Below are 26,485 nucleotides of genomic sequence, written 5' to 3'. Positions count from 1 at the left end.
ATGAGTACCCCCATCGTGATTGCAGACGACCTCTGGGAAGGCGACGCCGAAGCGGTGATCACCTCCTGGCTGGTCAGCGACGGCGCCGAAGTGGCCGCCGGAGACCTGGTCGCCGAGGTCATGTCGGAAAAGGCCCAGTTCGAGATCGAGGCGCCGGCTGCCGGCGTGCTGAAGATCATCGAGGAAGAAGACGCGGTGATCGCCAAGGGTGCGGTCATCGGCCAGGTGGAATAGCCATGACTCGACTGGAAATCCTGCCCGAGCGCGCGCCCGAACGGGTGCCGCTCAAGGGCATGCGCAAGATGATCGCGGCGAAGATGCACGAAAGTCTGCAGACCACCGCGCAGCTGACTCACCACAGCGAATGCCGGCTGGATGCGCTGAAAACCCGTCGTGCCGAGCTGAAAGCCGAGGGCAGCGCGGTGTCCGTGCAGGACCTGTTGCTGCTCAAGGTGGTCGAGACGCTCAAGGCACATCCCGGCATCAATGCCACGCTGGAAGACGAGGTGATCCACCAGCACGCGGCGGTGCATCTGGGCCTCGCCATCCCGTTGCCGGGCGATCTGCTGGTCGCCCCGGCGCTGTTCGACGCCGAACAGTTGGACGGCGAAAGCCTGTGCCTGGCGCGCAAAGCGCTGGTAGACAAGGCCCTGGCCGGCAAGCTGTCGGTCAAGGAGCTGACCGGCGCCACCTTCACCGTCTCCAACCTGGGGCTGTCGCGGGTGCATCACTTCACGCCGATCCTCAATCCGCCACAGGTGGCCATTCTGGGGGTCGGCGGCATTCAGCGGCGGCTGGAACTCGGGCCCAGCGGCGAACTGGTGGAAGTCGAGTGGATGGGCCTGTCGCTGACCTTCGACCATCGCGCCGTCAACGGCTCGCCCGCGGCAGAGTTTCTCGATGATCTCTGCCGGCGTATCGAGGAGTATGCGGCATGAACGGCATCGCCCGGTTCAGCGTGGGCGCCGGCCTGAATGCCGAGCGGGCCTTGCTGCAGCGCGTCTGCGACGGGTTGTTCGACTGCCAACTGCTGCTCTGGCGCCCCACCGGTCAGGCGCTGGTGATGCCCGGCAGCTTCGAGCGCCGGCCCGGCTTCGCCCTGGCCAGCCAACGCTGCGCGGCGCAGGGCTGGCCGATTTTGCTGCGCGATACCGGCGGCGAGCCGGTGCCGCAATCCTCTGCCGTGCTCAACATCGCCCTGGCCTGCGCGCTGCCTAGCGGCGACGAGGTCGGCAAGCGCATCGACATCGCCTATGAACGGCTGCTCGAACCCCTGGCGCTGTGGCTGGCGGAGAACGGCCTCAAGGCCGGCGTAGGCGCGGTGCCGGGTGCATTCTGCGACGGCCGCTTCAACCTCACCCTGGAGGGCCGCAAGCTGGCCGGCACCGCCCAGCGCTGGCGGCGCAGCCGCGATGGACGCCCCGTGGTGCTGGCTCACGCCGCGCTGCTGATCGAAGACTGGCGCGAGCCCATGGCTGACGTGGTGAACCGCTTCTACCACGCCTGCGCCAGCGACCTGCGCTGCCAGGCCGCGAGCCATCTGGCGCTCGCCGAGCGACTGGCCGATGCCTGGGCAACCGCCACATCCCTGCCCGAGTGTTACCAGCGTGTTCTCGCCTGGCAGGGTCTGGAACTTGGTGCCCGCGCCAGCACTTATCCGCCCGAAGGCCTCGCCGCCGGACGGCACTCCCCCTTGCTTTGAATAACAACAACACGGCAGGCCATCCGGCCCGGCCATGCATCGGAGGAAACACCATGAGGCATCCCAGCCCTTCCCCGCCCCAAGGCAGCCTGTCCGGCCAGCGCGATATACAGCAACTCTCTGCGCAGCGTTACCGCAGCGGCGCAACCACCACTAACGCTGGAAACTAACGCGCAACCACAACGCACCTGTAGTTATTGCAGTTTAAATAACAAACCTGAAAAGCAGTGATATACGCGCACACCATGTTGCCCGCTATTGCAGAGCGCAACACAGGAAGTTTTTTTTACAAAAAAAACAAATATCAGCAGAGCTTTACCCGCGAATGCTCGTTTGAGGAATGCCTGAAGCGAGAAACAACCCTAAACAAGGAAATAATAAAAATGAAATTCAAACAGTCGAATTTAAGGGTACAGATAATCATGGCCGCCTCGCTTCTTGCGATCACGCCACTGCACGCATCAGACAGAGTCATCACCGACAAGGAATTGTCTGACGAATCGAACACTACTGATTGGCTGGCTTACGGACGAACACACTCCGAACAGCGATTCAGCCCGCTTAAAGACATCAATGTAGACAACGTCAGCGGGCTCAAGCCTGAATGGTACGCGCCGCTGCCGGATCGCTCCGATATCGTCGGAACACCTTTGGTTGTCGATGGCGTCATGTATTACGTTGGCGAAATGAACAGAACACGTGCGTTCGATGCCCGCACGGGAAAGATGCTCTGGGAATACGATCCAAAGGTTTCCAAAGAGATCATCGACAACAACATGAAGAAGGTCTTCTGGAAGCATAACCGCGGCCTTTCAACCTATGGTGACAAGCTATTCATCACCACCTGGGACGGCCGCCTGATTGCGATCACCAGAAAAGACGGCAAGGAAGTCTGGCAGACCCGGACCTTTGATCACGACCAGCCGTTGAATATCACAGGTCATCCCAAGGCCTTCGATGGCAAGGTATTTGTAGGCAATGGCGGAACGGAACTTGGGCCGATGCGCGGTTATGTGACCGCTTATGACACTGAAACGGGCAAGCAGGTTTGGCGTTTCTATATCGTCCCAGGCAATCCCGCAGATGGATTCGAGGATGCCGCTCAGGAAATGGCCGCCAAAACCTGGACTGGCCGGTGGTGGGAAAACGGCGGCGGCGGTAATGCCTGGCATGGCTGGACGTACGACGAGAAATACAACCAGCTCATCTTCGGTACAGGCAACGGTGGGCCGTGGAATATCAAGGTGCGTAGCCCGGACGGCGGCGACAACCTGTTCCTGTGTTCTGTCGTGGCTGTAGATGCGGATACGGGCGAATACAAATGGCATGTTCAGACTGCACCAGGCGACACCTGGGATTACAACTCGAACATGGACATCGTGCTGGCCGATCTGAAAGTCGATGGCAAGGATGTTGATGCGGTACTGCATGCGCCGAAAAACGGCTTCTTCTATACGATCGACCGCTCGAACGGCAAGGTTCTGTCTGCTGAGAAATTCACGGACGCCAACTGGTCTACCAAGTATGACCTGAAAGAACAGCGCCACATTGTTGCTGAGGACGCCCGGTATCCTGATGGCGAGAAGAATATCTATCCTTCGGCATTCGGTGCTCACTCATGGCATGCGATGTCTTATAACCCCGAGTTGAATCTTGCCTTTATCCCCACCAACCATTTAGGCAACACCTTCAAGGACGATGGCAAGGATACGAAGCCTGGCCACAAGATGGCGAGCCACAAGCTTTACCTGGGGTTGACCGGTTGGGAATTGACCAAGGACCCACACGAGTCACGGGGCTCCCTACAGGCATGGGACCCGGTCAAGAACAAGCGCGTGTGGCAGGTAAACCAGAAGAGCCCATGGGGTGGCGGAACCTTGACCACAGCCGGCAACCTGGTTTTCCAGGGCCAGCCTGATGGCATGTTGAAAGCCTACGATGCCCGCACTGGTGACGAGCTTTGGTCCTATGACGTGGGTCTCGGCATCTCTGCGCCACCGATTACTTACAAGCTGGATGGCAAGCAGATGGTTTCCCTTCTGGTGGGTCCTGGTGGTGCATTGGCCTCTAACTTCGGCGGCTCCGGTGAACTGGGATTTGAAAGTCATGGCTGGAAATATGGTGTGCATGAACGCCGCATCATGACCTTTTCGCTTGACGGAAAAGCGGTTGTTCCAGAACAGCCTGCACCGCAGCTTGCCAAGCCAATTATTGATGAGAAGTTTGAAGTCGATGCCAAGAAGGCAGAGGCCGGCGCGGGTGTCTTTGCGGAAAACCTCTGTGTTGGCTGTCATGGCGCCGGAGCTGTTGCGGGTATGAAAGCACCCGATCTGCGGGAGTCGCCGATATTGCTCAAAGGCAGTGAGAAGGCGTTCGAGAGTGTTGTGCGCGGCGGTGCGTTACTTGCCAATGGCATGCCCAAGTTCCCGGACCTGACAGATGCAGAGCTGGAAAGCATTCGCCATTTTGTTCGTCGGCAAGCGCGCGATGGTGTGAAGTCTGGCGGCGGACATTAAGCCGGCCACGTTCAATCGCCAACTAAACACTTGAACCAATAACGCCTACATAGCCAGGCGTTACCACTGAGCAGAAACGCACGCGAATACCGTGAATGCCCGCAGGCAGTGCGGCTAACGGTATTCGCTGCACCCCGCACCGTTACATCCGAAGGATCAGAACAATGACAACAAGCCTGCGCTTCGGCAGCGGCGTTCTCGCCGCCTGCCTGTTCACTTCTGCCCACGCGGCCGAGTATTCACCCGATCAGTTCCTCTTCGGCGACTGGAACGGCAGCCGTACCCGTCTGCATGAGGCCGGCGTCGACCTGCAGATCACCTACGTCAACGAGTTGGCCTGGAACACCCAGGGCGGCGATGACCACACCGGTACCTACTCCGATCAGCTGATGTTCGACGCCGCGCTGGACCTGGAGAAACTGCTCGGGTGGTCCGGCGCCGGTTTCCGCTTCAGCGTGGTCAACCGCAACGGCGAGAACCTCAACGCGGAGGCCGATCTCGGCGTCCTGCTGCAACCCCAGGAAATTCACGGCTACGGCAGCGTCACCCGACTGGTGCAGTTCTATTACCAGCAAGCACTGCTGGACGACCGCCTGCTGGTCAAGCTCGGCCGCCTGCCCATGAGCGGCGAGATCTATCCCTTCGCCTGCCCGTTCCAGAATCTCGGCTTCTGCGGCACCGTGCCCGGTTATGTCACGCCGAACTGGTTCACCTGGCCGATCAGCCAATGGGGCGCCACCGCGCGTTACCAGCTGGACGAAGAGTGGTCGCTGCAGACCGCGCTTTATCAGGTCAATCCGCGTTTCACCGAGCGCGAGCAGGGCCTGAATTTCGGCAGCCCGTCCGGCACTACCGGCTACCACGCCGTTGCCGAACTGGGCTGGACGCCAACCTTCTCCGGTCAACCCGGCGCCTATCGCCTGGGCCTCTGGCGCAATACCGGCGACTTCGAGGACATCTACCGTGACGCTGCCGGCCGGCCGATGGCGCTGTCCGGCGCGCCAGCCGCCGAACACGACAAGGCCACTGGCGGCTACCTGATGGCCGAACAGCAGCTCTGGCAGAGCAGCGCGGTGGCCGAGCGACGCTTGAAGCTGTTCGCCAACTTTATCCAGTCCGACCCGGACGTGATCTATATCGAGCGCATCTGGCAGGTTGGCGGCATCCTCTCCGCCCCCTTCGCCTCGCGCCCGCATGACGAGCTCGGCCTGGGCCTCGGCCGCCTGGAAATCAACGACGACGCCCGCAAGCACCTGCGCGAACAGGGCGAGCCGGTGCCGGACGTGGAATACCCCGCCGAACTCTACTACCGCGTCGCCCTGACGCCGGCCATCTCGCTGACGCCGAACATCCAGTACTTCCACCGCCCCGGCGGCTTCGACGAGGCGGAGGACGTGGTGGTCGTAGGGCTGAAGACGGTGGTCAGCTTCTGACCGGCGCATGAAGCGCGGCGACCGGGCGCAAAGCCGGTCGCCGCCTGCGCTTCGCTCAAGCGCCATTCCCCACAACTGCCCCCACCCTTACCTCGGTTTGCCTGTCCGCCTGCTTGCCGAGCTGCCAGCCGAGATAGCCCCATAGCAGCGCGCAGATTGCGCCGGCCACGGCGACCAGGCCGGCACCCTGACCGAACATGTCCAGTGCAGTCTTCCCCCAACCGCTGACGGCATCACCGGCGCGGTAGACCACCGTATCGATGACGTTCTTCGCCTTGTATTTGCTTTCCGCATCCAGGGGTGCGAAGAGCATCTCCCGGCCGGGCCGGACGAAAGCGTATTCGCCGATTCGACGCACGATCATCAGCGCCGCAAGCAAGGCGAAGCTGGGCATCAGCGCCAGACCGACAAAGCCGACGCAGACAAGCAGCGGCACGATCGCCAGCAACACGCGCACGCCCAGCTTCTGCGCCAGCCGTCCGGTGATGAGCAGCTGAGACAGCAGTGCCCCGGCCTGGACGACCACATCAATAGTGCCGAACACCCGAACCTGCGCCGCCCGATCGGGGAACAGTTCGGCCACCAGACGCGCCTGCTCGAAATAGAGAAAGGTCGTCACGGTGGCCAGCAGCACCACGAAGCCGGCGATGCCGAGCAGATAAGGTGACTGCAGCACCCGCGTCATCCCGCTGAACGGGTTGCCAGGCACCGGCTTGCGCGTGCTCTCCGCCGGGGTCGCGCCAGGCCGCCCTGCTCCGCCGACTTCACGCCAGCGCATGAGCGAGAACTTGAGTACCAGCGCGCCGCCCAGCAGCAAGGCGGCGAGCAGCATCAACCCTGCCTCTCCCAGACTGCCGATCAGCAACGCGCTGAGCGCCGGCCCGACCAGCCCGCCGACGCTCGCCCCGGCAGCGATAAAGGCGAATAGCCGCTTGGCCTGGGCGCTGTCGAACACGTCCGCCATAAGGCTCCATGCCACGGATACGACGAACAGGTTGTAGACCGAGATCCACACGTAGAACACCCGCGCCAGCCAGGGATTTTCGCCTTGCAGCAGAAACAGCACGGAGAACAGCAGCAGGTTCAAACAGAAGAAGCCGTACACCCAGTCGACGAAATGTAGCCGCGGTGCGCGCGAGCTGAGCCAGGCTAACAACGGAACGGCCGCCAGCATGACGAAGAAGGTCGCGGTGAACAGCCATTGCAGGTTCTCCACCCCCGCCGCGATGCCCATCGATTCGCGTATCGGGCGCAGCATGAAGTAGCCGGCGAACAGGCAGAAGAACAGCAGGAAACCACTCAGTGCCGGACGCAGCTCGTGTTCCTCGGCATTGATCGCGGTGCTAAGGCGATGCACAACGGATGGCGTGCTCATGGGCGCGCTCCTGAAAAAGGAAGAGAGGTAACGGGGCGCGAGCGCAAGGCCGCGCCCGAGGGTTCAGGGATAGCGCACGCCGGTCAGGCGTTCCGACAGCTGCCACAGTTCGGCGGCATCGGTCTGGTTCGCGGCAGCCTCGGGAACCCTGGCAAAGCCCAGCGGGCCGCGTTTCTCCTCCTCGCCGATAGGCCCGTAATAGGCGCCACCGATGGCTTCCGGCGCAGTTGCGGCATACAGGGTCGGCAGTGCGCCCTGCGCGGCGGAGTGGTATTCGTCGCGGTCCTTGGCCCAGTTGGCGGCGAACTTGCTATCCAGCCCCGGCCCGCGCTCGACCAGTTCGGTGACCGCGACTCCAGGGTGTGCGGCAATGCTGCGAATGCCCCAGCCGGCGGTATCGCTGTGGCGCTGCAACTCCATTGCCCACATCAACACCGCCAGTTTGGATTGCGCGTAGGTGGCGTAGGGGTCGTAGCCTTGCTCGGCCTGCAGGTCAGCGAAGTTCAAGCGACCTCGACCCGCCGCGATGCTGGACAGGCTCACCACCCGAGCATCGTCGCTTTCCAGCAGCAGCGGCATCAGCAATGCGGTCAGGGCGAACGGGCCTAGGTAGTTGGTCGCCAGCTGCAGCTCGTGGCCATCGGCTGAGGTGCCGCGCTCAGGCGGTGCCATGATCGCGGCGTTATTGATCAGTACATCCAGGCGCGGCAAGCGCTCCTGAAGGCGCTCGGCGAGGCTGCGAACCGAGGCCAGGTTGGACAGATCCACTGCCTCGAACTGCACGCGGGCATCCGGCACCTGTTCGCATATCCGCTCGATCGTCTCCTGCCCGCGCTCGGCGTTGCGCGCGGCAATGATGACCTCGGCGCCGGCGCGTGACAGCGCCAGTGCATCCTCGTAACCCATACCGCTGGTGCCGCCGGTGACCAGCACTATGCGGCCGGTCTGAGCTGGCATGTCGGCCAGGCTCCAGTCGGGTTTTGGCGATGGCCGGTTGGCGGCTTCGACGGCCAGTGACCCAGCCAGCGCCACCCCTGCGATCAGCGTTCTGGCCAGCTTCATCAATGGCCTGGCATGGCCGCCCGGCCCGGTTGCGTTTCTCTGCGCCATGATCGTTTCCTCTTCATCGTGAAGGGCCTACCCCAGGCGGAGGCGGCCGACGGACGAAGTATCAGCGTACGAGCACAGGCTGATAATCCAGGCAAACATGGACGGGCTGTTCGCCCAATCGTACAGTCGAAGAATTCAAGGAGGCTCCATGCGTCAACCCAACCTGAGTGATGTCGCGCTGTTTGCCGCCGTGGTCGAAGCCGGAGGGTTTCGCGCCGCGGCGCAGAAACGCGGTATGTCGGCGTCTTCGCTGAGCGATTGCATACGCCGCCTGGAAAGCGATCTGGGCCTGCGCCTGCTCAACCGCACCACCCGCAGCATCACCCCGACCAGTGCAGGCGAACGCCTGCTGGAACGCCTGCGACCGGCGCTCGAAGAAATCAGCGCCGCGTTCAATGATCTGGACGATGACTCCCACAGGCCGGTCGGCACCCTCAAGCTCAACGTGCCGGTGCCGGTGGCTCGCTTCCTGTTGCCGGACCTGTTGAGCCGCTTCCTCAAGCTCTACCCGGCGGTGAACGTCGAAGTGGTGATGGAGAACACCTTCATCGACGTCATCGCGGCGGGTTACGACGCCGGGGTGCGCTACGAGGAGAGCCTGGCCAAGGACATGATCGCCATCCCCATCGGCCCGCGTCGGCAACGCTTCGTCGCCGCCGCTGCGCCTGCCTACCTCGCCGCCCACGGCACGCCCCGGCACCCATCCGAGCTGACCGAGCACCAACTGCTCGGCCACCGTTTCGAAAGCGGCAAGGTGGGTATTTTCGAATTCGAGAAGGACGGCCGAACCTTGCGCGTACCGCCACAAGGCCAGCTCGTGACCTCCTCCCATGACCTGAAGACCAGCGCGGCAATCAACGGCCTGGGCATCATCTACACCTTCGAGGACTTCATCCGCGAGCCGCTCGCCGATGGCCGCCTGACGCCCATCCTCGAAGACTGGTGGCAGTCTTTCGATGGCCCCTACCTCTATTACCACGGCCGCCGCCACATGCCCTCGCCCCTTAGGGCCTTCGTCGATTTCCTCAAGGCCGAGGGGCAGGAGCGCACCTGATTCAGCGCAGGTCAGGGCTTGGGCAGATAACCCGGCAACGCTTCCAGCCGCTCCATCCAGCGGGCGACGTGGCGGTACGGGGTGAGATCCACATCGCCCTCTGGCGCCAGCACCACGTAGGGGTAGACCGCGCAATCGGCGATGGTCGGCCGGTCGATCGCCAGCCAGTCGTGGCGCTGCAGATGCTCGTCCAGCAGCTTGAGCACCGCCGGTGCCTTGGCCAGCGCCGCGGCCTTGTCCAGCGGATAGCCGAACTTCTGCACCAGCCGCGCCGCATTCAGGCTCTGCTGGATCTCGTTCGCGGTGAAGGACAGCCACTGCACGATCTCCGCCTGCCCGCGCGGGTTGTCCGGCCACCACGCCAGGCCGCCGTATGCGCCGGCGAGGTAGACCAGAATGGCCTGCGAGTCGCGGACGATATGCCCGCCATCGTCCAGAATCGGCAACTGCCCCAGCGGGTTCAGCTCGGACAGCGGCGGCTGTTTGTGCGCACCATTGGCAAAATCCACGGGTACCAGCTCAAGGTCGATATTTGCCAGCGCAGCGAACAGCCGCACCTTGTAGCAGTTGCCGGATGGGCCCAGGTCATACAGTTTCATTGCGCACCTCCTCTGATGAGCTGATTGAATTCGAGCACGTTGCCGTCCGGGTCGCGGATGAACAGCGCGATCCGCCGCGGGCCGATGGGATGCGGCCCCTCGGTGATGACGATGCCCTGCGCCTCGAGCCAATGCTGGAGCGCCGCGAGGTCATCGACGATAAAGGCCGGATGGGTCATGCCCGGCCGCTTCACCGGCGCATCCAGCAGCACGTTGTGCGCATCAGCGGCACGCGCACCGTTGAAGATCAGGTTGATGCGCACGCCGTTCGGGCTGAGCATCTCGTTCGCTTCGAACAGCGGAAAGCTGGCGCTCTCGACGAAGCCCAGCGCCTGGTAGAAGGCCATCGCGCGCGGCCGGTCGCTGACACGAATGCCGATGTGGTCGTAGGCGAGAATGCGGGCGGGACTGGCTGACTGATTCATGTGCGAAACTCCAGGAAATCTCAGTCCCTGCAGTGTCAGCCACCGCGCCGGTTTCACCTATGCCGCGGGCCTGACAACATCTATGCAGCGATCGCACAAATCACGAGGTGGCAATGGACAAGCTCAAAGCAATGGCCAACTTCGTTCGCATCGTCGACAACGGCAGCCTGAGCTCGGCCGCCGATGCCACCGGGCAATCCGTGGCATCGGTGGTGCGCTCGCTGGCCGCGCTGGAACGCCACCTCGGCGTGCGCCTGCTGAACCGCAGCACTCGGCGCATGGCCCTCACCGACGAGGGCGCGGAGTACCTGGCCTGGAGCCGGCGCATGCTGGCGGACTTCGCCGACATGGAGCAGCGCCTGGAGGCCAGCGACGGCGCCGTCCGCGGCCTACTGCGCATCACCGCACCAGTGGAGTTCGGCCAGCGTTACGTCGCGCCGCTGGTGAATGAATTTCTCAAGGAACATGCCGAGATCCGGGTCGAGCTGAACCTGAGCGACCAGATCGTCCCGCTGCTCGACGAACGCCTCGACCTCGCCCTGCGCATCGGCCACCTCCCCGACTCGGCAATGGTCGCCCGACAGATCGGCAGCACCCGGCTGGTCACCTGCGCCAGCCCCGACTACCTGAGCACCGCCCCCGCCATCGACACCCCCGCAGCACTGGAAGACCACGCCTGCATCCTCTTCGCCGCCCAGGGCCGCCATTGGTACTACCGCCACGGCGAAAAGGAACAGGCTGAAGAAATTATCCCACGCCTGACCTGCAACCAGATCCGCGCCGCCAGCCTGGCCTGCGTGCAAGGCCTCGGCATCACGCGGCTGATGCACTATCAGGTGGCAGAAGAACTGGCTGATGGCCGTCTGGTAAGGGTGCTCAGGGATTACGAACCGAAGGACCTGCCGATCCAACTGGTCTACCCACACGCCTTGAAGCTATCGCCAAGGGTGCGGGCGTTTGTGGAGTGGGTTTGTCCGAGGTTGGAGCAGGGTTTGCCGGGGTTGGGTTAGGAATAGAGGCTGGTTGCTTTCGGCGGGGAGCAGAGCGCCTGCTCTATAAATAATGCGTCACCTTTTCGGACCAAGTAGTTGCGCGAATGGAGTGGAGATCAATAACGCCGTTGTTGAGCGCAGCAGCTATAATATCATATAGCCATTATTGATAGGTATCGTTACGCTCAACCTATCTGAGGGACCCACAAGAACCTAGGCAGCAGCTGATGGTTCCCCAAAAAATCCACGCATGGAAAACCATATGTCAGAACTCTCAGGCAACCCGTCATCCAGAGCTATTGGAAGCGTTTACAAAGAGAATAAGAGATTTGTTGTGATTGGTTTGACTGGAAGGACTGGCTCAGGCTGCTCTACAGCAGCGGAAATTCTGTGTAGTGCTTCCATTGAGCTTCCAGAGAATGCCTACTCCGGAATTACAAATAATGAGCTAAGAAAACATCGAATAATCAAAAAATTCATTGAGCATCGATGGCAGCCTTTCAAGTGCCTTCAAGTCAGAACGGTCATAACTAGATACATCCTTGCATTAAATTTCTCCGAATTTTGCCGGTTTATTTCTGACGCACTGGCTAGAGACCTACACACAACCTCCGAAATCATGAGGAACATAAAAGAAGAATATGACGATTTACATATCGAAATATCAGAATATCTTAAGAGCCCTGAAAACACTCTTGAAGAAATAGAAATTAAGCAAGGATTTGCCTTTGACCTTTACTTCAAAAAACTACCAGTTTTCTCAAACAAAATACGAGAATCCCTAAAAAATATATCAATTGATGCGTACACAAAGATATACCAGAGCGCAGGAGACAATATTCGAGCTTCAGGACAGGCAAACAGCTCTAAATTTGACGATTCAAAAGTCTTCCATTTTCCGAGCATTATAAACAAAATAATAAAATCCGCGCACCATGTAGCCCGAAAAAATAATGAGTCCTGCTACATCGTGATTGACGCGATTAGAAACCCATACGAAGCAATGTTTTTCAAAGAGCGTTACGCTAGCTTTTATTTATTATCAATAAATACAGAAAATGATAATAGGTTAGCCCACCTCCGCAGCACACATAAATTCTCTGAATCTCAAATAAAAGATCTTGATGAAAAAGAGTACCCAAGCAAACTTGCCGGGTATAGAAAATTTATCTCACAAAACATACAAAAATGCATAGAGATATCCGACATACATATACACAACCCTAGAAAAGAACAATTCAATAACGTTGAACTTAAATGCCAACTTGCCTGGTACATCTCTTTAATACAGCACCCAGGCTTGGTGATGCCAACATCTATAGAAAGCTGCATGCAAATTGCTTACACGGTCAAGCAAAGCTCTGGCTGCATATCCAGACAGGTGGGCGCAGCAGTAACTGACGAGGAATTCTCTGTCAAGTCAGTTGGATGGAATAACACACCACAAGGGCAAGTACCATGCCTTCTCAGAAATGCCGAAGACTTACTGCTTGGACAAGACAGTTATGCATACAGTGAGTACGAAAGAAATGACAGCAAATTCAGGGAGGTTTTACATGATAAGTTTGACAGCCTAAGAAAATCACCTCTATTGGAAGGTCGCAATTTATCTTTTTGCTTTAAAGACATGCAAAATGAAATAGACGGTGAGAAAAATCAAGTTCACACGCGCTCACTGCACGCGGAAGAGAATGCATTCCTCCAAATTTCAAAGCACGGCGGAATGAAGCTTAGGAACGGGATATTATTTACTACAGCAAGCCCGTGCGAACTCTGCTCCAAGAAAGCCTACCAACTTGGAATCAGCAAAATTATATTTATTGATCCATACCCTGGAATTGCCACCCGACATACCCTATTAGTAGGAAGCAACAGTCCAGAGCTAAAACTTTACAGGGGCGCAGTTGGCAGAGCATATCACCAGCTTTACCAGCCAGTAATGCCCTACAAAGATGAGCTTGAAACGCTACTATCAATACCTAGTAACGCAAACAAAAAAGCTATTCGGACAAAGATGCTAGAAAAAGAAAATCTAGAATTACGTGAGGAGCTTGAACGACTAAAAAGCCAACTAGACCGCCTTAATCAATAACCCCCCAGAAATGGGAACAGATTTATTTATCAGACAGACCGGCCGCTTCTTGCCGAAAACCGATGAAGCTGCCGGTCATGAACGAACCACGCATCCGCGCCGCCACCCTGCCTGCTGCTTACCCCCTCTCTTCCTCCCGATGCTAGAGTGCCTGCTCCATAGCCGCACAACTCCAACCCACCTAGCGAGGCCCCCATGCTCAACCATGTAATGGTCGGTTCGAATGATATTGAACGGTCGAAGCGGTTCTACGACGCCGTGCTCGGCGTACTCGGCGCAGGCGAGCCGCTGCGCAATGTGGCGCCGTCCGGGCACACGCGTCTGTTCTACCGCCACGACGGCAGCCTGTTCGGTGTCACCGAGCCCATCAACGGTGAGGAAGCGACCGTCGGCAACGGCGGCACGATTGGTTTCAAGTGCAACTCCGCCGAGCAGGTCAAGGCGTTTCACGATGTAGGCGTCGCCCATGGCGGCACCACCTGCGAGGACCCGCCAGGACTGCGCGAATCCAGCCTCGGCGCGATGCACCTCAGCTATGTGCGCGACCCTGACGGCAACAAGCTCTGCGCCATCTACCGCCCGCAGTAACCTCCCCGCTCTCTCAACTCCGCACAGCCCATGTGCGGCATTGAAATATTGAACCTCATGCGTCGCAGCGCGCTGCGGCGCATGAGGTTTCAAGAGTCGACTGCGATTCCCTCCGCGTGCCGCCCCTCGCCCATCAAGGCTTGACGACCATCCCCACTCCACGACCGCGCGGGTCCGAGCCGGTCTGCAGGCGCGTGCCGTCGACGCGTATCGCCTGGATATCACCCATCAACCAGCCCTGATCCTCCAGCGTGTAGCCCATGGCTTTCAGCTCGTCGGCAACCTTGCCGGTCAGCGGTGCATGGGCGTCGTAGTAGATGGTGTCCTTCGGCAGCAGCTGATGGTGCACGCGTTGCGCGGCCACGGCTTTTTCCAGCGGCATGTCGAAGTCGTAGACGTTGTTCAGCACCTGGAAGATCGAGGTGAAGATGCGCGAACCGCCCGGTGTACCGAGCACCAGGCTGACCTTGCCGTCACGCGTGACGATGCTCGGGCTCATGGAGGACAGCATACGCTTGCCTGGCTCGATGGCATTGGCGTCGCTACCGACCACACCGAAGGCATTGGCGACGCCCGGCTTGGCACTGAAGTCGTCCATTTCGTTGTTGAGCAGGAAGCCGGCGCCCTTGACCACCACACCGCTGCCGTAATCCAGGTTGAGGGTGTAGGTGTTGCTGACCGCGTTGCCATCGGCATCGACGATGGAAAAGTGAGTCGTCTGCCTTGGCTCGAGGCCCGGGCGCACTTTCTCGGTCTCGGAGATGGCCGTTGGATTGACCTCGGCCGCGCGCTGCTTCAGGTAATCAGGCGATGTCAGCTTCGTGACCGGTACGTCGGAGTAGTCCGGGTCACCCAGGTAGTCGGCACGGTCGGCAAACACGCGCTTTTCGATCTCCGCCAGCAGGTGGATGTAACGTGCCGAGTTGAGTTCGACACCCTTGAAGTCGGCGGCGCGCTGCTCCTTCATGCCGATCAGCTGCGCCAGGGCGATGCCGCCGGAGCTCGGCAGTGGCGCGGTGTAGAGGCTGTTGCCGTGCCAGTCGACACGCATCGGCTCGCGCCATTTGACGCGGTAGTCGGCCAGGTCCTCCTTGGTGATGAGCCCGTCGTCACGCTTCATCTGCGCAACCAGCAAGTCGGCGGTCTGACCTCTGTAGAAGTCGTCAGGCCCCTTGTCGGCGATGCGCTCCAGGGTCTTGGCCAGCTCCGCCTGGCGGAAGGTGGAACCGGCCTTCATGGCGCCGAAGTAATCCTCGAAATTGGTCGTACCCTTGAACAGGCCGAGGGCGTCGTCGCGGTACTGGTACTGCTGGTCGGCCACCGTGAAGCCTTCACGGGCATAGCCCACCGCCGGGGTGATGAGCTCGCTCCAGGACAACTTGCCGAAGCGCTGGTGTGCCTCCCACATGCCCAACACGGTGCCGGGCACGCCGGAGGCTCTGGCGCCGACCAGGCTCAGGTTCTCGATCACTTCGCCCTTGTCGTCGAGGTACATGGTCTTGCTGGCGGCCTTGGGCGCGACTTCCCGGTAATCGAGAAAGTACGGCTTGCCCTCAATGTACAGCGTCATGAAGCCACCACCGCCGATGTTGCCCGCCTCGGGGTAGGTAACGGCCAGGGTGAAGGCGGTCGCCACCGCGGCATCCACCGCATTGCCGCCGGCCTTGAGCACCTGGGCGGCCACCTTGGCGCTGTACTCGTCGGGTGCGGCGACCGCCCCGCCTTCCAGAAGCGCGCCTTGGGCGATGTGGCCCGTGGCGACGATCGCCACACCAAGGGTCAATCTGCTGATCTGAAGCAAACGCATCGTGCTCATCCTTATTGTTGTGATCACTGCCGCCCCGCGATGGGTGGGGCGGTTATCACCAACATAGACAATGGGGGCGAGGCGTAGGTGCGCAGCGGATCGTGCGGCGCCGAACGGCTCGACAGATGCGTTTGGCGTGGGGCTGCGAGCGGTTTCAGGCCGCGCTACGGGGCGGTGGAAGTCGCCAACTTCACTCCGAAGGCGACCAGCACACCACCGGGCGCGGAACCCAACGAGCTGCTGCGCTGCGTCGGATCGCGCTGAGCGGGCGGACTCGCTCAGCCTCGTTGCAGCCCGAGAGGTTCTCAGTAGAGGCGTTTTTCGATACCGATATCCCGGAGCAGGATATCGCCGAAGGTCGCCTCCCCTTCACCATGCTGGAACAGGCTGACCCCGATCAGCCAGACCCGTCGGATGCGCGCTGGCGGCTCGCCGCCGATGGCGGTGCGGTAGTGGTCCAGTATGTTCTGCTCCTCGCACAGCCACTGGCCGAGATCGGCGGTGCCCGAACGCACCACGACATGCGTCTCGCGGTCGTGCCAGCCGGGCAGCGGGCAGTGGAAGTGCGTGCCTTCGGGAAGATCCCGGCTCCAGTAGAAGGTGAGGTCGCGGCCGTTGTCGAACTCCACCGCGATGCTCAGGTAGTCGTGGGTGTGGATCTGGTCTTCGGCGACCGACGAGGGCAACCGGTCGACCTTCCACTTCCAGCTCAGCATGGTGTGCGCGCTTAGCGGCAGGTCGGCCTCTTTCTGCAGGATGGAGACATCGTCGCGGGTATGCAGGCGGATGGCCTGTGCCGGCGCCCGGCCCGCCTGGGCCGGCGTGACAGCGGAGAACACCGTGGACGGCCCCAGTTCCCAGAGTTCCTGCCAGCCACCGGGCAAGGGCGCACGCGGTGTACGCAGGCGCGCCAGCTCGCGGCTGGCCCAGTGCGCGGCGTCGCGACCGGCCGCAGCCTGGCCCAACACCTCGGCGACATCGGTGCCGGGCCGCCAGTGGATGATGCCGACATTGACGCCGCCGCCCTCGTCGGGGTTGAACGCGGGCGGCTCGCCACGGTAGCGGCCGCTGGCATCGAGCCAACGGTCGCGCGGATAGAGCTTGAGCTGCAGGGGGCCGTCCTGCTCCGCCATGAAGCTCTGGGTGTCGTGCAACGCGCGGAAGATCGGCCCCCGCTCGCCGATGCGCGCCCAGGTCGCCAGCTCCGCCGAATAACGGATGCCCAGCGCCCGGGAGACCTCAATGCCGCCCTCGAGCACGAAGGTCAGCCGATCGCCGGCCTTTACCAGCAGGCCGGTGTCCAGCCAGGACCCGACGCGCCAGGGCAAGTACAGCGCGCGCAGCCCGAGCACCGCCTCGCCCGCCAGCGGCGCCGCGATGTTGGTGAGCTGGGCCTCGAATTGCGCCGGCGTCGACACTGATCCGGTACTGGCGAGGGGCTCGAGCGGGATGGTGTTTGTCATTGTTTTTCCTCCGTGCGGGTGCGGACGCCTGAGCCGGGCTTTCGGCGCCAAAGTACGATGTCCGGATGCTAGGGCCGGCTGCTAGCGTGAGGCTTGTAAAAACGAGCTGACTTGAGGAGCCCGGGCATGCTGCCTTCGCACCTGCTGATGTGGCCGGACATGCTCCTGTACTTCGGCCCACTGCGGCATCTGGACAGACGCGTCAACGGCGCGGCGGTGCTCATGGTCGGCCTCTATCGCCCGCTTGTGTTGCAGCTGGCGGGCACCGCCCTGCCCTGCCGGGCCGTGGTGGTACCCGCCGGCGTGGCGCATGCCGTGGATGCACAGGGTGGCGTGCTGGCCAAGCTGTTCGTCGAGCGCGACAGCGAACTGTACGGGCGCTTCGTGCAACGCTTTGCCTGGCGTCCCGGGCAGTGTGCGCTACCGCTGCACGATCCCGTGCTGATCGATACGCTGACCGCGCTCTACGAAGAGGCACCGAGCAAGGAGCAGACGCGGCAGACCCTGCTGGCGCTGATGCCTGCCGTGGACGATGCAACCGCCGCGGGCCGCCTGACGCCGGTATTCGAGCTGTTGCGCCAGGAGGGCGACGTCAACCACGCGCTGGCGCAGGCCGCCTCGCTGGTTCACCTCTCTCCCTCGCGCATGGCGCACCTGTTCCGCGCCGAAACCGGCATGAGCTACCGCGGCTTCCGCATCTGGAAGCGCCTGCTGCTCGCCGCCGAGCACCTGCAGCGTACGGACTGCCTGACGCGGGCGGCCGTCGATGCGGGCTTCGCCGATGCCAGCCATTTCAGCAATTGCTACAAGCGCTATATCGGCGCCACCCCCGCGCAGGTCTTTCGCAGCCTGCAGCGGTTCGAACGCTGAAGCCCGTTCGCAACGCCTGCGCCCAGGCCTCGAAGGACCCTTAGGAACATGATCACCGGCTACGCCGAGCAGGCGGCGACCCGTGTCGATCGCCTGGCCCCGGGCATGCACCTGATGACCAACCCTTCACCCTCGAGCAGCTGGCCGAGACCGTCTCCCGCGCTCTTGCCACGCCGGCTGGCTGAGGGCCGCTACCAGGGTAACTCTTCGCCACTGTAGGCATAGAACCCACCGCTGGCCTCCGGCCCCAGACCATCGATCACACTCAACAGATCCCGCGCTGCATCGCTGGCGGGACGACCGATCTCTTCGCCCCGAAAGGGCTGCGACAGCCGTGAGTTCACCGTGCCCGGGTGCAGCGCCAGCAGCACGGCATTCGGCTGGTTGCGGCGCACTTCGATGGAAGCGGTCTTGATCAGCATGTTCAGCGCGGCCTTGGAGGCGCGGTAGCTGTACCAGCCGCCGAGACGGTTGTCGCCGATGCTGCCGACCTTGGCCGAGAGCATGGCGAGCACGCCGCGCTGGCGGCCGAGCAGCCCGCTGAAGTGACGCAGCAGCATGGCCGGGCCGAAGGTGTTGATCTGGAAGGTGGCGAGCAGCTGCTCCTGGTTGATGTCAGCGAGGCGTTTTTCCGGCATGAACTCGGCGCCATGCAGCACGCCGGCGGCGTTGATGATCAGGTGAAACGGCCCCTGCCCCGCCACGCTGGCCGCGGCCTGTTCGATGCTGGCGGGATCGGTCAGGTCGAGCGCCGGCTCGGACGAGCGACTCAGGGCGATGACCGATGCGCAGCGCGGATCGCTGCGCAAGGCATCGACCAGTGCGGCGCCGATGCCACCGGATGCACCGATGACCAGCGCGCGAAACCCTTCGGGGAATGATTCCAACGGCATGACGATCTCCAGCAGATTTACGGTCGACGGTCGCCGGCTTCGCTGCGCCAGCGTTCGATATGTTCGGCGAGCAGGTCGGCGATGGGCAGGCAAGCGCCGAGCCGGTAGAGGTTCCAGTAATGGCCTTCCAAGGTGCGATTGATCAGCAAGGTGCCGGAGGCCGGTTGCAGGCTGCCAAGTGCCGACATCAGCAAGGGGAACAGTTCGGACAGCCGTTGATGCAGCGCCGCTCCGCGGAAGTCCCACTGCGCGCCAGGCTGCAACAGTGGATGCAGCATCAGGTGGATACGCCGGTACAGTCCATGCGGCGGCATGCTGCCAGGCTGGCGCCCGCCGAGCATCTGAAAGCCGGACTCCAACGCCTCGCTGGAGATGCCACGCAGTGCTTCGAATATCTGTACGTAGCCGGCCAGCAAACGCGGTTCCAGGCGCAGCACACTGCCGAAATCGTAGATCACCAGCTCGCCGGACTCGGTCCAGGCGAGGTTGCCGGGATGCGGATCGGTATGCAGCCGTTGCAGACCGAATGCCTGCTCGGCCAGCCATTCGCAGAGGGTTTCGGCCAGGCGCTGGCGCACCTCCGCCGGGGCCTGTTCGACCTCGGCCATGGAGCGGCCCGGCAGGTCTTCCAGCACCAGCACGCCGGGCCGGCAGAGTTCGCCCGCGGCAAAGGGAATGCGGATGCCCGGCCAGTTGCTGAAGTGCTCGCGGAAGGCTTCGAGGTTGGCGCGCTCGGCCTCGTAGTCGAGTTCCTCGGCAATGGCCCGTTGCAGCTCGATATACACCGCATCGAGACGCGCGGGCGGCGTGCCGAACAGTCGGCCCAAAGGCATCAGGCGACGCAACTGGCGCAGATCAGCATCGCAGATGGCGCGGATGCCGGGGTACTGGACCTTCATGATCAGCGCCCTGCCCTGCCGATCCCGAGCGCGGTGGACCTGGCCCAGCGAGGCCGCCGCCGCGGGCTCCGGCTCGATGGACTCGAACAGTTCGTACAGCTTGCCGTCGTAGACGCGCTGCAGATTGGCTTCCAGCGCATCGAATGGCAGCGAGGGCACCTGGTTCTGCAAGCGCGCCAGCGCCGCGCTGATCGGTTCGGGCAGCAGGTCCTGCCATTGCGAAGCCTGCTGACCGAGCTTCAGCACTGGGCCCTTCATCTGCCCAAGCGCATCACCGAGCAGTTCACCGACCGGCACCCAGTCGATACGCGCCTTGCCCGGCGTGATGCGTTGCACCAGCAGGTTGCCAGCGATGCGCGCGCCGGTGCCGCCCAGTTGCAGAAACCGGCCCAGCGCCGAAGCCGACGGACGAGAGAATCGAGACATGCAGGCGACCCGCGAAGGCAAAGGCTGATCATGGGGCAGCCCGGCCCATGATCCAAGGTTCAATGGTTGCAGTCTGTTGCGCAGCGGAGGGGTTCGAAGTAGCTCAAGGGCAACGAGCGAAGCGCCCGGGGGGACCGCGCAGCAGATGGTCGCGCCGCCTGGAGAGCGCGCTGCAGCGGAGGTGCCGAGCACACTCATGCGGAACGGGCAGGCGGCTGGCGAGTCGGATTAAATGACTGCGCCCCTCGAACGTCGACCGCCAAACGCGCAATTTTCGGCACATCAGAAGCGCATCAGGCGACGATTCGAGCGGCATTCAGCCCGACCTGCCCACCAGGCGAGAAACGGGCCTGTTCCCCTCCGCCTCCGTCCTGATATGGACATGCAGGAGTGGGAACGAAGCACGCAGCGGCGCCTGCGTTAAGGAGAACGGAATGACCGATTTCAGCAATCCTTCCTTCCAACCGAACGATGAAGCCCCTCGCATTTCCACCGGCAGCAAGGGGCTGGACGACATCCTCGGCGGCGGCCTCGACCCCAACCGCATGTATCTCTATGAAGGCAGCCCGGGCTCGGGCAAGACCACCATTGCACTGCAATTCCTGCTCGAAGGTGTGCGCCACGGTGAGCGCGTGCTGTACGTGACCCTGTCGGAAACCAAAGCCGAACTGGAGCTGGTCGCCAAGCGACACGGCTGGACGCTCGAAGGCATCGATGTATTCGAACTGATCTCTCCGGAAACCAGTCTCGATCCCGAGCTGGAGTTGACCGTGCTGCATCCAGCGGAAATGGAGCTGAGCGAAACCACCCAGCAGGTATTCGATCGCGTCAGCGAAACCAATCCGACGCGGGTGATCTTCGACAGCCTCTCGGAAATGCGCCTGCTGGCGCAGAGCCCGCTGCGCTACCGCCGTCAGGTGCTCGCGCTCAAGCACTTCTTCACCACCCGCAACTGCACGGTGATCCTGCTCGACGACCAGACTTCGGAAGTGGGCGACCTGCAACTGCATTCCATCTCCCACGGCGTGGTCATGTTGGAGCAGGTGGCAATCGACTACGGTGCCGAGCGCAGGCGTCTGCGGGTGATCAAGATGCGTGGCATCCAGTTTCGCGGCGGTTACCACGACTTCGCCATCCGCAAGGGCGGCCTGCGCATCTATCCCCGGCTCATCGCCGCCGAGCACCACTCGTCCTTCTCCGGTGAGCTGGCCTCGTCCGGTAATCCGGCACTGGACAAGATGCTGGGTGGCGGCCTGGAACGCGGCACCAACGCGCTGCTGGTCGGCGCGGCCGGCGTGGGCAAATCCTCGCTGGCCTTGAGCTATGCGGTCGCGGCATGCAAACGCGGCGAGCAGGTCGCCTTCTTCGTCTTTGACGAAAACATCGCCACGCTGCTGGCGCGCGGGCGGGCGCTGGGGCTGCCCATGGAACCGTGGATCGAACAGGGGCTGCTGCATCTGCAACAGGTCGACCCGGCCGAGCTGTCGCCCGGCGAGTTCACCGCCGCGGTCCGCCAGAGCGTAGAGGTGCGGGGGGCCGGCCTGGTGATTCTGGACAGCCTCAACGGCTATCTGCACGCGATGCCTGATGGCCGATTCCTGATTCTGCAGATGCACGAGCTGTTGAGTTATCTGGGCCAGAAAGGCGTGATCAGCATCATGGTGCTGGCCCAGCATGGCCTGGTCGGCCCAATGGATACGCCTGTGGATATCAGCTATCTCAGCGATGCGGTTATCATGCAGCGCTACTTCGAGCATGCCGGCGTCGTTCGCCGGGCATTGTCGGTAGTGAAAAAGCGTAGCGGACGGCATGAAAACACCGTCCGTGAGTACCGCCTCAGTAGCGCCGGCCTCGAGGTCGGGCCGCCGCTCAACCACTTCAGCGGCATCCTATCGGGCACACCGGAATACACCGGTGATGCGACTCAGCTACTGACAGACGAGCATGACGACGCCCACTAAACGAGAAGGCCCCATTGTAGTCGTCTATGCCCCCATCGGCCGGGACGGTCCCGCCTCGGCCGAACTGCTCAGCCGCAGCGGCATGGACGCCGTTGTCTGCCACAGTGTCGATGAGGTGCTACGTCGCGCCGAAACCGATGCCGACGCCGTTTTCATCGCCGAAGAAGGCCTCTTCGGTCAGGACCTCCAAGCACTGGCCACCTGGGTGGATCAGCAACCGGCGTGGTCCGACTTTCCATTCGTGGTCCTCACCAGCAAGCATCAACAGCCGGCAGTCGCCGCATGGCGTCAGCGCATGGTGGCGGCGCTGCGCAACGTTTCCCTGCTGGAACGCCCGGTACAGAGCATCACCCTGACCAGCGCGGTGAAAGCCGCCCTGCGCGGGCGGCATCGCCAGTACGAAGTCAGGGCATTGCTCGAAGCCCGTGAGCGCGCCTCGAATCAACTCGAAGCGCTGGTCGTCGAGCGCACCAGCGAACTGGAAAAGGCCAACCAGGAATTGCGCACACAGATGGCCGAGCGCGCGCAGATCGAAGAAACCCTGCGCCAGGCGCAGAAGATCGAAGCCATCGGCCAGCTCACCGGCGGCATCGCCCACGACTTCAACAACCTGCTGATGGTGATCTCCGGCGGCCTCGACATGCTCGACCGCCGCGCCGATCCTGCACGCCGCGAGCGGTTGATGGACGGCATGCGCCAGGCGGCGCAACGCGGAACCGCCCTCACCCGGCAACTGCTCGCCTTCTCCCGCCGCCAGTCACTGGAACCCGAGTCGGTCGACCTGGTGCTGCGCATCGGCCGCATGCGCGAGCTGCTCGACCGCAGCCTGAGCGGCGACGTGCACGTGGAGGTGCAGTTCGAGCCGGATCTCTGGCCGGTCGAAGTGGACCCTGGCGAGCTGGAACTGGTCGTCCTCAATCTGGCCGTGAATGCCCGCGACGCCATGCCCGACGGCGGCTCGATCCTGATCGAAGCCAGCAATGCACCTGGCGAAACGGTGCTGGGCATCACCGGCGATTTTGTCCGCCTCACGGTGACCGACTCGGGCACCGGCATTCCCGAGGAGGTTCGCACCCGCGTATTCGACCCCTTCTTCACCACCAAGGAGATCGGCAAAGGCTCGGGGCTCGGGCTGGCGCAGGTCTACGGCTTCGCGCGGCAGTCCGGCGGCACCGTGTGGATCGAAAGCGAATGCGATCGCGGCACCAGCGTGATCATGCTGCTGCCGCGATCGGCGCGTGTACCCGATCAACCCGACGGCGAACGGCCTGCCGAAGACGACAGCCCCGACGCCTCGGCCGGTACCGTACTGCTGGTGGACGATGATGAAGAAGTCGCGGCCCTGGTCGGCGAGATGCTCGAACATCTCGGCTATCGCGTCACCCATGCCGCCAGTGCCACAGACGCATTGACTGCGCTACAGAACGGTTGCCGGGTGGATATCGTGTTCTCCGACGTGATGATGCCGGGCGGCATGAACGGTGTTGAACTGGCCCGGGAAATCCGCACCCGCGCCCTCGGTGTTCCCGTGCTGCTCACCAGCGGCTACGCCGAAGCCGCGCAGCAATCTGCCGCCGCAGAAGGCGTGCACGTATTGGCCAAGCCCTACCGGCTGGAAGAACTGGCAATCTCGTTGCGCACCGCTATCGATGGTGTGGAAGTTCACTGATCCACCCCTTCCTTACGGGGCGTTCCAGGCCGGTCGGCCAATCCGTCAGCCCACCTTCAGCCGAGGCGACGCGCAGGTGTTCCCGCTGAAGCTCGGTTGGTTCGATGCCGTCATTGGTCTGTAACGTCGTAACAAGCCGGCGCGCCTGCGGTCTTCTGACTAGGCCCGACGAAAGCAACGGGCTCATACATGATGCCGAACCCGCATTGACTCTTGCTCCGATCAGGAACTTGCTTCGTGTCGATACGCGCCCGTCTCATCTGGCTGGTCATCGCCGTCATCGCACCGGCGCTGGCCTTCGCGCTGTTTGCAACCTATTCGGTTTACCGAGCGCAGTCACAGCAGATCGACCAAAGTATGTACGAGACCACTCGCGGCGTAAGTCTTGCCGTTGAGCGCGAACTTGATCGCTTCGGCGCAGTGGTCACGACGCTGGCCGCCTCGCCAACACTGGTGAGTGGCGATCTGCGTGCGTTTCATGAACGTCTACAGCAGACCGTTCAACCGATAGCCACCGGCGTAACCATATTCGACCCGAACGGCGTGCCCCTGGCTGATACGGACTACCCTTTTGGCGCGCCGTTGCCGATGCCACCGAGCCTGCCAGGCTTCGAGAACACCCCGCTGCTAGACGTCAGTCCGATGTTTCGCGACCCGTTGACGCGCGTGCACAGCGTCGCCATTCACCGCCCGGTGATGCGTGACGGCCGAGTCGTCTACTACCTGACCATGAAGTTTCCGGTCAGCCGCATCGAAGCCCTGCTGCAAGCTCAGGAGCTTCCCGAGCGCTGGCTTGGTGCCGTTCTGGACCAGACACACACTATCGTTGCGCGCACCCGGGACCCCGGCAGACATGTAGGTGAAGCCGCGGACGACAACTTCGTCGCCGATTTGCGCGGGCTAGCGACTCGCCAAGGCAAGCTGATTTCCGTCACCCGCGACAATCAACGCGTGGTTTCTTTTATCAGCCGTGGTGAAAGTTCAGGCTGGACGGTACTGATCGGCATTCCCCGTGAGGACCTGCTCGCAAGCGTATTGAAGCCCATCGGAACCGCGGCCATCGGCATCCTGCTGGTGCTCGCGGCGGCGATCGGACTGGCCATTGCGCTCGGCCGCACCATCACCCGCCCCTTGACTCAACTCGACCAGGCAGCCGGTGCCTTGGCCCGAGGGGAAGTCTTCGAGGCACCTCGGACCGGCATGGATGAGACCGACCGGACCGCGCAGGTACTTGCCCAGGCCAGCAAGACCATTCACCGCTCGAGCCAGGAAATGGCAGAGCGGGTCGAGGAAGCCGTCGCCCAGGCCGAACGCTCGCATCGGGCGCTGCTGCAGGGCCAGAAACTTGAAGCGCTGGGCAACCTCACCGCGGGTATATCGCACGAGTTCAATAACCTTCTGCAAAGCATGACCGTCGGCTTGCAGCTGGCCGACATGCTGAGCCCGAACCCCCGAGCCAAGCGCGCCATCGAGGCATGCCAGCGTTCGGCTCAACGGGCTACCCGCCTTACGCGGCACCTGATGACCTTCAGTCGAAACCGCACCGGAGATGTCGAGCAGGTCGACTTGCGCGCATTGATTCTCGGCATGCACGAACTGCTGACCGGCGCGTTGCCCAATAACGTCGTTCTACAGCTCGACTTGCCGGACCGCCCCTGGCCGGCGGCGCTGGACCCGGTGCAATGCGAGCTGGCCATCCTCAACCTGGCGATCAATGCACGGGACGCCATGCCAGACGGCGGTCCGTTGAGCATCAGCCTGCACGACGTGGCGCATGGAGACATCGCCCTGCCAAGCCTGGGGACAAGGACCTATCTCGCCGTCGACGTCCTCGACACAGGTTGTGGAATGAGCAAGGAGGTCCAGGCGCGGGCATTCGAGCCTTTCTTCACAACCAAGGCCATCGGCGAGGGAACGGGCCTCGGTCTGGCGCAGGTCTATGGCTTCGCGCACCAATCAGGCGGCGCGGTAGCGATCGACAGCGAAGTCGGCAGGGGCACCCGCGTCCGCCTGCTGCTGCCACGCGTCGAACACCGCAGCGAACCGGCTGGCCCGGTAGAGAAGGCACCGGAACGTGCCAACCGAACCACACGGGTACTCCTGGTCGACGACGACGCCGAGGTGCGCGAGGTGGTGATGTCGATGCTTGAGGAACTGGGCTATTTGGTCGACGAGGCGCAGGACGCGGATTCAGCCTTGGCCAGGCTCGCCGATGGCACGCGCCCGCCTATCGATGTGCTTCTTTCGGATATCGTCATGCCCGGACGGCTGGACGGGGTTGGTCTTGCGGCGGAAGCCCAAGGCCGGTATCCCGAACTGCCCATCATCCTCGCGACAGGCTACACCGAGCGTCTCGCTGCCGAGCACGGGCTGCGTGTGCTAGCCAAACCCTTCACCAGCCAGACCCTAGCCGAGGCCCTTCTCGACGCGGTCAACACACCCTAGAGCGAGGCGGAAGGCGCTCATGACTGACGCCTTCCTGTTTGCCCGAAAAAATAATTGCCTTTTCTGCGGCGGGATAACCGCACCTATATGGTGCGCGAACGTCGCATATTTCTGCGTCAGATTTGAAAACGCCACAACGCCGGCCCCTTGCAGTGCACCTTTCAGA

The 26,485-nt window shown here is 62.2% G+C and carries 21 protein-coding genes; 13 read left to right on the top strand and 8 right to left on the bottom strand.

Translation table 11 applies throughout. The features are described from left to right. The 5 genes from LLJ08_RS06265 (at position 1) to LLJ08_RS06245 (ending at position 5,651) form a co-directional block, all read left to right on the top strand. The gene (locus tag LLJ08_RS06265; RefSeq protein ID WP_023444395.1) at positions 1-234 is read left to right on the top strand and encodes a lipoyl domain-containing protein; all 234 of its coding nucleotides are present in this window, start codon (positions 1-3) and stop codon (positions 232-234) included. Positions 235-236: 2 nt separating this feature from the next. Beyond that, positions 237-938 carry a 2-oxo acid dehydrogenase subunit E2 gene (locus LLJ08_RS06260; RefSeq protein ID WP_228208489.1) on the top strand — a complete coding sequence of 234 codons (702 nt, stop codon included), beginning with the start codon at positions 237-239 and terminating at the stop codon, positions 936-938. Continuing rightward, entirely contained in the window at positions 935-1,702 is a 768-nt protein-coding gene (locus LLJ08_RS06255) for a lipoate--protein ligase family protein (protein WP_228208488.1), read from the top strand. The genes LLJ08_RS06260 and LLJ08_RS06255 overlap by 4 nt, the downstream gene beginning before the upstream one ends. A 245-nt stretch (positions 1,703-1,947) precedes the next feature. Next, on the top strand, positions 1,948-4,218 hold the full coding sequence (locus LLJ08_RS06250) for a PQQ-dependent dehydrogenase, methanol/ethanol family (protein ID WP_228208486.1): 2,271 nt from the start codon (positions 1,948-1,950) through the stop codon (positions 4,216-4,218). A 164-nt stretch (positions 4,219-4,382) separates the two neighbouring features. Further along, positions 4,383-5,651 (top strand): carbohydrate porin, encoded by a 1,269-nt coding sequence (locus LLJ08_RS06245; protein ID WP_228208485.1) that lies wholly within the window; start codon positions 4,383-4,385, stop codon positions 5,649-5,651. Between the two features lie 55 nt (positions 5,652-5,706). Here LLJ08_RS06245 and LLJ08_RS06240 read toward each other — a convergent pair whose 3' ends face one another. Beyond that, positions 5,707-7,026: an NTP/NDP exchange transporter gene (locus LLJ08_RS06240; RefSeq protein WP_228208484.1), complete on the bottom strand. Its 1,320-nt coding sequence runs from the start codon at positions 7,024-7,026 to the stop codon at positions 5,707-5,709. 63 nt (positions 7,027-7,089) lie between these two features. Next, positions 7,090-8,136: an SDR family oxidoreductase gene (locus LLJ08_RS06235; RefSeq protein ID WP_228208481.1), complete on the bottom strand. Its 1,047-nt coding sequence runs from the start codon at positions 8,134-8,136 to the stop codon at positions 7,090-7,092. Positions 8,137-8,284: 148 nt separating this feature from the next. On the opposite strand from LLJ08_RS06235, the gene LLJ08_RS06230 reads away from it, so the two are divergent. Next, positions 8,285-9,190, top strand: coding sequence for a LysR family transcriptional regulator (locus LLJ08_RS06230; protein WP_228208480.1), 906 nt, complete (start codon positions 8,285-8,287; stop codon positions 9,188-9,190). Between the two features lie 11 nt (positions 9,191-9,201). On the opposite strand, the gene LLJ08_RS06225 is transcribed toward LLJ08_RS06230, so the two are convergent. Next, positions 9,202-9,789, bottom strand: a complete 588-nt coding sequence (locus LLJ08_RS06225) for a glutathione S-transferase family protein (protein WP_228208479.1) — start codon at positions 9,787-9,789, stop codon at positions 9,202-9,204. Beyond that, positions 9,786-10,214, bottom strand: a complete 429-nt coding sequence (locus tag LLJ08_RS06220) for a VOC family protein (RefSeq protein ID WP_125861466.1) — start codon at positions 10,212-10,214, stop codon at positions 9,786-9,788. Before LLJ08_RS06220 ends, LLJ08_RS06225 begins: the two co-directional genes overlap by 4 nt. A 113-nt stretch (positions 10,215-10,327) precedes the next feature. Here LLJ08_RS06220 and LLJ08_RS06215 point away from each other — a divergent pair, with 113 nt between their 5' ends. From LLJ08_RS06215 to LLJ08_RS06205, 3 genes are all read left to right on the top strand, one after another. After that, positions 10,328-11,224 (top strand): LysR family transcriptional regulator, encoded by an 897-nt coding sequence (locus tag LLJ08_RS06215; RefSeq protein WP_228208478.1) that lies wholly within the window; start codon positions 10,328-10,330, stop codon positions 11,222-11,224. A 244-nt stretch (positions 11,225-11,468) separates the two neighbouring features. Continuing rightward, positions 11,469-13,298 carry a cytidine/deoxycytidylate deaminase family protein gene (locus tag LLJ08_RS06210; RefSeq protein ID WP_228208477.1) on the top strand — a complete coding sequence of 610 codons (1,830 nt, stop codon included), beginning with the start codon at positions 11,469-11,471 and terminating at the stop codon, positions 13,296-13,298. 195 nt (positions 13,299-13,493) lie between these two features. Then, the gene (locus tag LLJ08_RS06205) at positions 13,494-13,886 is read left to right on the top strand and encodes a VOC family protein (protein WP_042926531.1); all 393 of its coding nucleotides are present in this window, start codon (positions 13,494-13,496) and stop codon (positions 13,884-13,886) included. Positions 13,887-14,019: 133 nt separating this feature from the next. Here the strand turns inward: LLJ08_RS06205 and ggt are convergent, their stop codons facing one another. Further along, positions 14,020-15,693: a gamma-glutamyltransferase gene (gene ggt / locus LLJ08_RS06200; RefSeq protein WP_228208476.1), complete on the bottom strand. Its 1,674-nt coding sequence runs from the start codon at positions 15,691-15,693 to the stop codon at positions 14,020-14,022. A 305-nt stretch (positions 15,694-15,998) separates the two neighbouring features. Continuing rightward, positions 15,999-17,156, bottom strand: coding sequence for a DUF3047 domain-containing protein (locus tag LLJ08_RS06195; RefSeq protein ID WP_228208475.1), 1,158 nt, complete (start codon positions 17,154-17,156; stop codon positions 15,999-16,001). Positions 17,157-17,282: 126 nt separating this feature from the next. Between LLJ08_RS06195 and LLJ08_RS06190 the strand changes: the two genes are divergently transcribed. Then, entirely contained in the window at positions 17,283-18,026 is a 744-nt protein-coding gene (locus tag LLJ08_RS06190) for a helix-turn-helix domain-containing protein (RefSeq protein ID WP_208216430.1), read from the top strand. A 191-nt stretch (positions 18,027-18,217) separates the two neighbouring features. Here LLJ08_RS06190 and LLJ08_RS06185 read toward each other — a convergent pair whose 3' ends face one another. Beyond that, positions 18,218-18,919, bottom strand: coding sequence for an SDR family NAD(P)-dependent oxidoreductase (locus LLJ08_RS06185; RefSeq protein WP_228208474.1), 702 nt, complete (start codon positions 18,917-18,919; stop codon positions 18,218-18,220). Positions 18,920-18,936: 17 nt separating this feature from the next. Then, complete coding sequence (locus tag LLJ08_RS06180) at positions 18,937-20,244, bottom strand: ABC1 kinase family protein (RefSeq protein ID WP_228208473.1); 1,308 nt, start codon at positions 20,242-20,244, stop codon at positions 18,937-18,939. 434 nt (positions 20,245-20,678) lie between these two features. Between LLJ08_RS06180 and LLJ08_RS06175 the strand changes: the two genes are divergently transcribed. From LLJ08_RS06175 to LLJ08_RS06165, 3 genes are all read left to right on the top strand, one after another. After that, positions 20,679-22,205, top strand: a complete 1,527-nt coding sequence (locus tag LLJ08_RS06175) for an ATPase domain-containing protein (RefSeq protein WP_228208472.1) — start codon at positions 20,679-20,681, stop codon at positions 22,203-22,205. Continuing rightward, entirely contained in the window at positions 22,189-23,874 is a 1,686-nt protein-coding gene (locus LLJ08_RS06170) for an ATP-binding protein (RefSeq protein WP_228208471.1), read from the top strand. The genes LLJ08_RS06175 and LLJ08_RS06170 overlap by 17 nt, the downstream gene beginning before the upstream one ends. 237 nt (positions 23,875-24,111) lie before the next feature. Then, the gene (locus tag LLJ08_RS06165) at positions 24,112-26,319 is read left to right on the top strand and encodes a hybrid sensor histidine kinase/response regulator (protein ID WP_228208470.1); all 2,208 of its coding nucleotides are present in this window, start codon (positions 24,112-24,114) and stop codon (positions 26,317-26,319) included. The last annotated feature ends 166 nt before the right edge of the window (positions 26,320-26,485 follow it).

This window comes from Stutzerimonas chloritidismutans (genome assembly GCF_020783375.1).
Lineage (GTDB): Bacteria > Pseudomonadota > Gammaproteobacteria > Pseudomonadales > Pseudomonadaceae > Stutzerimonas > Stutzerimonas kunmingensis.
Note: the sequence above shows the minus strand (reverse complement) of the source record. Positions and strands in the feature narration are given on the sequence as shown.

Coding starts and splice junctions, on each gene's coding strand:
- LLJ08_RS06215 (WP_228208478.1), top strand. CDS start 10,328: ATGGACAAGCTCAAAGCAATGGCCAACTTCGTTCGCATCGTCGACAAC.
- LLJ08_RS06245 (WP_228208485.1), top strand. CDS start 4,383: ATGACAACAAGCCTGCGCTTCGGCAGCGGCGTTCTCGCCGCCTGCCTG.
- LLJ08_RS06260 (WP_228208489.1), top strand. CDS start 237: ATGACTCGACTGGAAATCCTGCCCGAGCGCGCGCCCGAACGGGTGCCG.
- LLJ08_RS06240 (WP_228208484.1), bottom strand. CDS start 7,026: ATGAGCACGCCATCCGTTGTGCATCGCCTTAGCACCGCGATCAATGCC.
- LLJ08_RS06180 (WP_228208473.1), bottom strand. CDS start 20,244: ATGTCTCGATTCTCTCGTCCGTCGGCTTCGGCGCTGGGCCGGTTTCTG.
- LLJ08_RS06235 (WP_228208481.1), bottom strand. CDS start 8,136: ATGGCGCAGAGAAACGCAACCGGGCCGGGCGGCCATGCCAGGCCATTG.
- LLJ08_RS06225 (WP_228208479.1), bottom strand. CDS start 9,789: ATGAAACTGTATGACCTGGGCCCATCCGGCAACTGCTACAAGGTGCGG.
- LLJ08_RS06265 (WP_023444395.1), top strand. CDS start 1: ATGAGTACCCCCATCGTGATTGCAGACGACCTCTGGGAAGGCGACGCC.
- LLJ08_RS06195 (WP_228208475.1), bottom strand. CDS start 17,156: ATGACAAACACCATCCCGCTCGAGCCCCTCGCCAGTACCGGATCAGTG.
- LLJ08_RS06220 (WP_125861466.1), bottom strand. CDS start 10,214: ATGAATCAGTCAGCCAGTCCCGCCCGCATTCTCGCCTACGACCACATC.
- LLJ08_RS06250 (WP_228208486.1), top strand. CDS start 1,948: ATGTTGCCCGCTATTGCAGAGCGCAACACAGGAAGTTTTTTTTACAAA.
- LLJ08_RS06170 (WP_228208471.1), top strand. CDS start 22,189: ATGACGACGCCCACTAAACGAGAAGGCCCCATTGTAGTCGTCTATGCC.
- LLJ08_RS06230 (WP_228208480.1), top strand. CDS start 8,285: ATGCGTCAACCCAACCTGAGTGATGTCGCGCTGTTTGCCGCCGTGGTC.
- LLJ08_RS06185 (WP_228208474.1), bottom strand. CDS start 18,919: ATGCCGTTGGAATCATTCCCCGAAGGGTTTCGCGCGCTGGTCATCGGT.
- ggt (WP_228208476.1), bottom strand. CDS start 15,693: ATGCGTTTGCTTCAGATCAGCAGATTGACCCTTGGTGTGGCGATCGTC.
- LLJ08_RS06190 (WP_208216430.1), top strand. CDS start 17,283: ATGCTGCCTTCGCACCTGCTGATGTGGCCGGACATGCTCCTGTACTTC.
- LLJ08_RS06205 (WP_042926531.1), top strand. CDS start 13,494: ATGCTCAACCATGTAATGGTCGGTTCGAATGATATTGAACGGTCGAAG.
- LLJ08_RS06175 (WP_228208472.1), top strand. CDS start 20,679: ATGACCGATTTCAGCAATCCTTCCTTCCAACCGAACGATGAAGCCCCT.
- LLJ08_RS06255 (WP_228208488.1), top strand. CDS start 935: ATGAACGGCATCGCCCGGTTCAGCGTGGGCGCCGGCCTGAATGCCGAG.
- LLJ08_RS06210 (WP_228208477.1), top strand. CDS start 11,469: ATGTCAGAACTCTCAGGCAACCCGTCATCCAGAGCTATTGGAAGCGTT.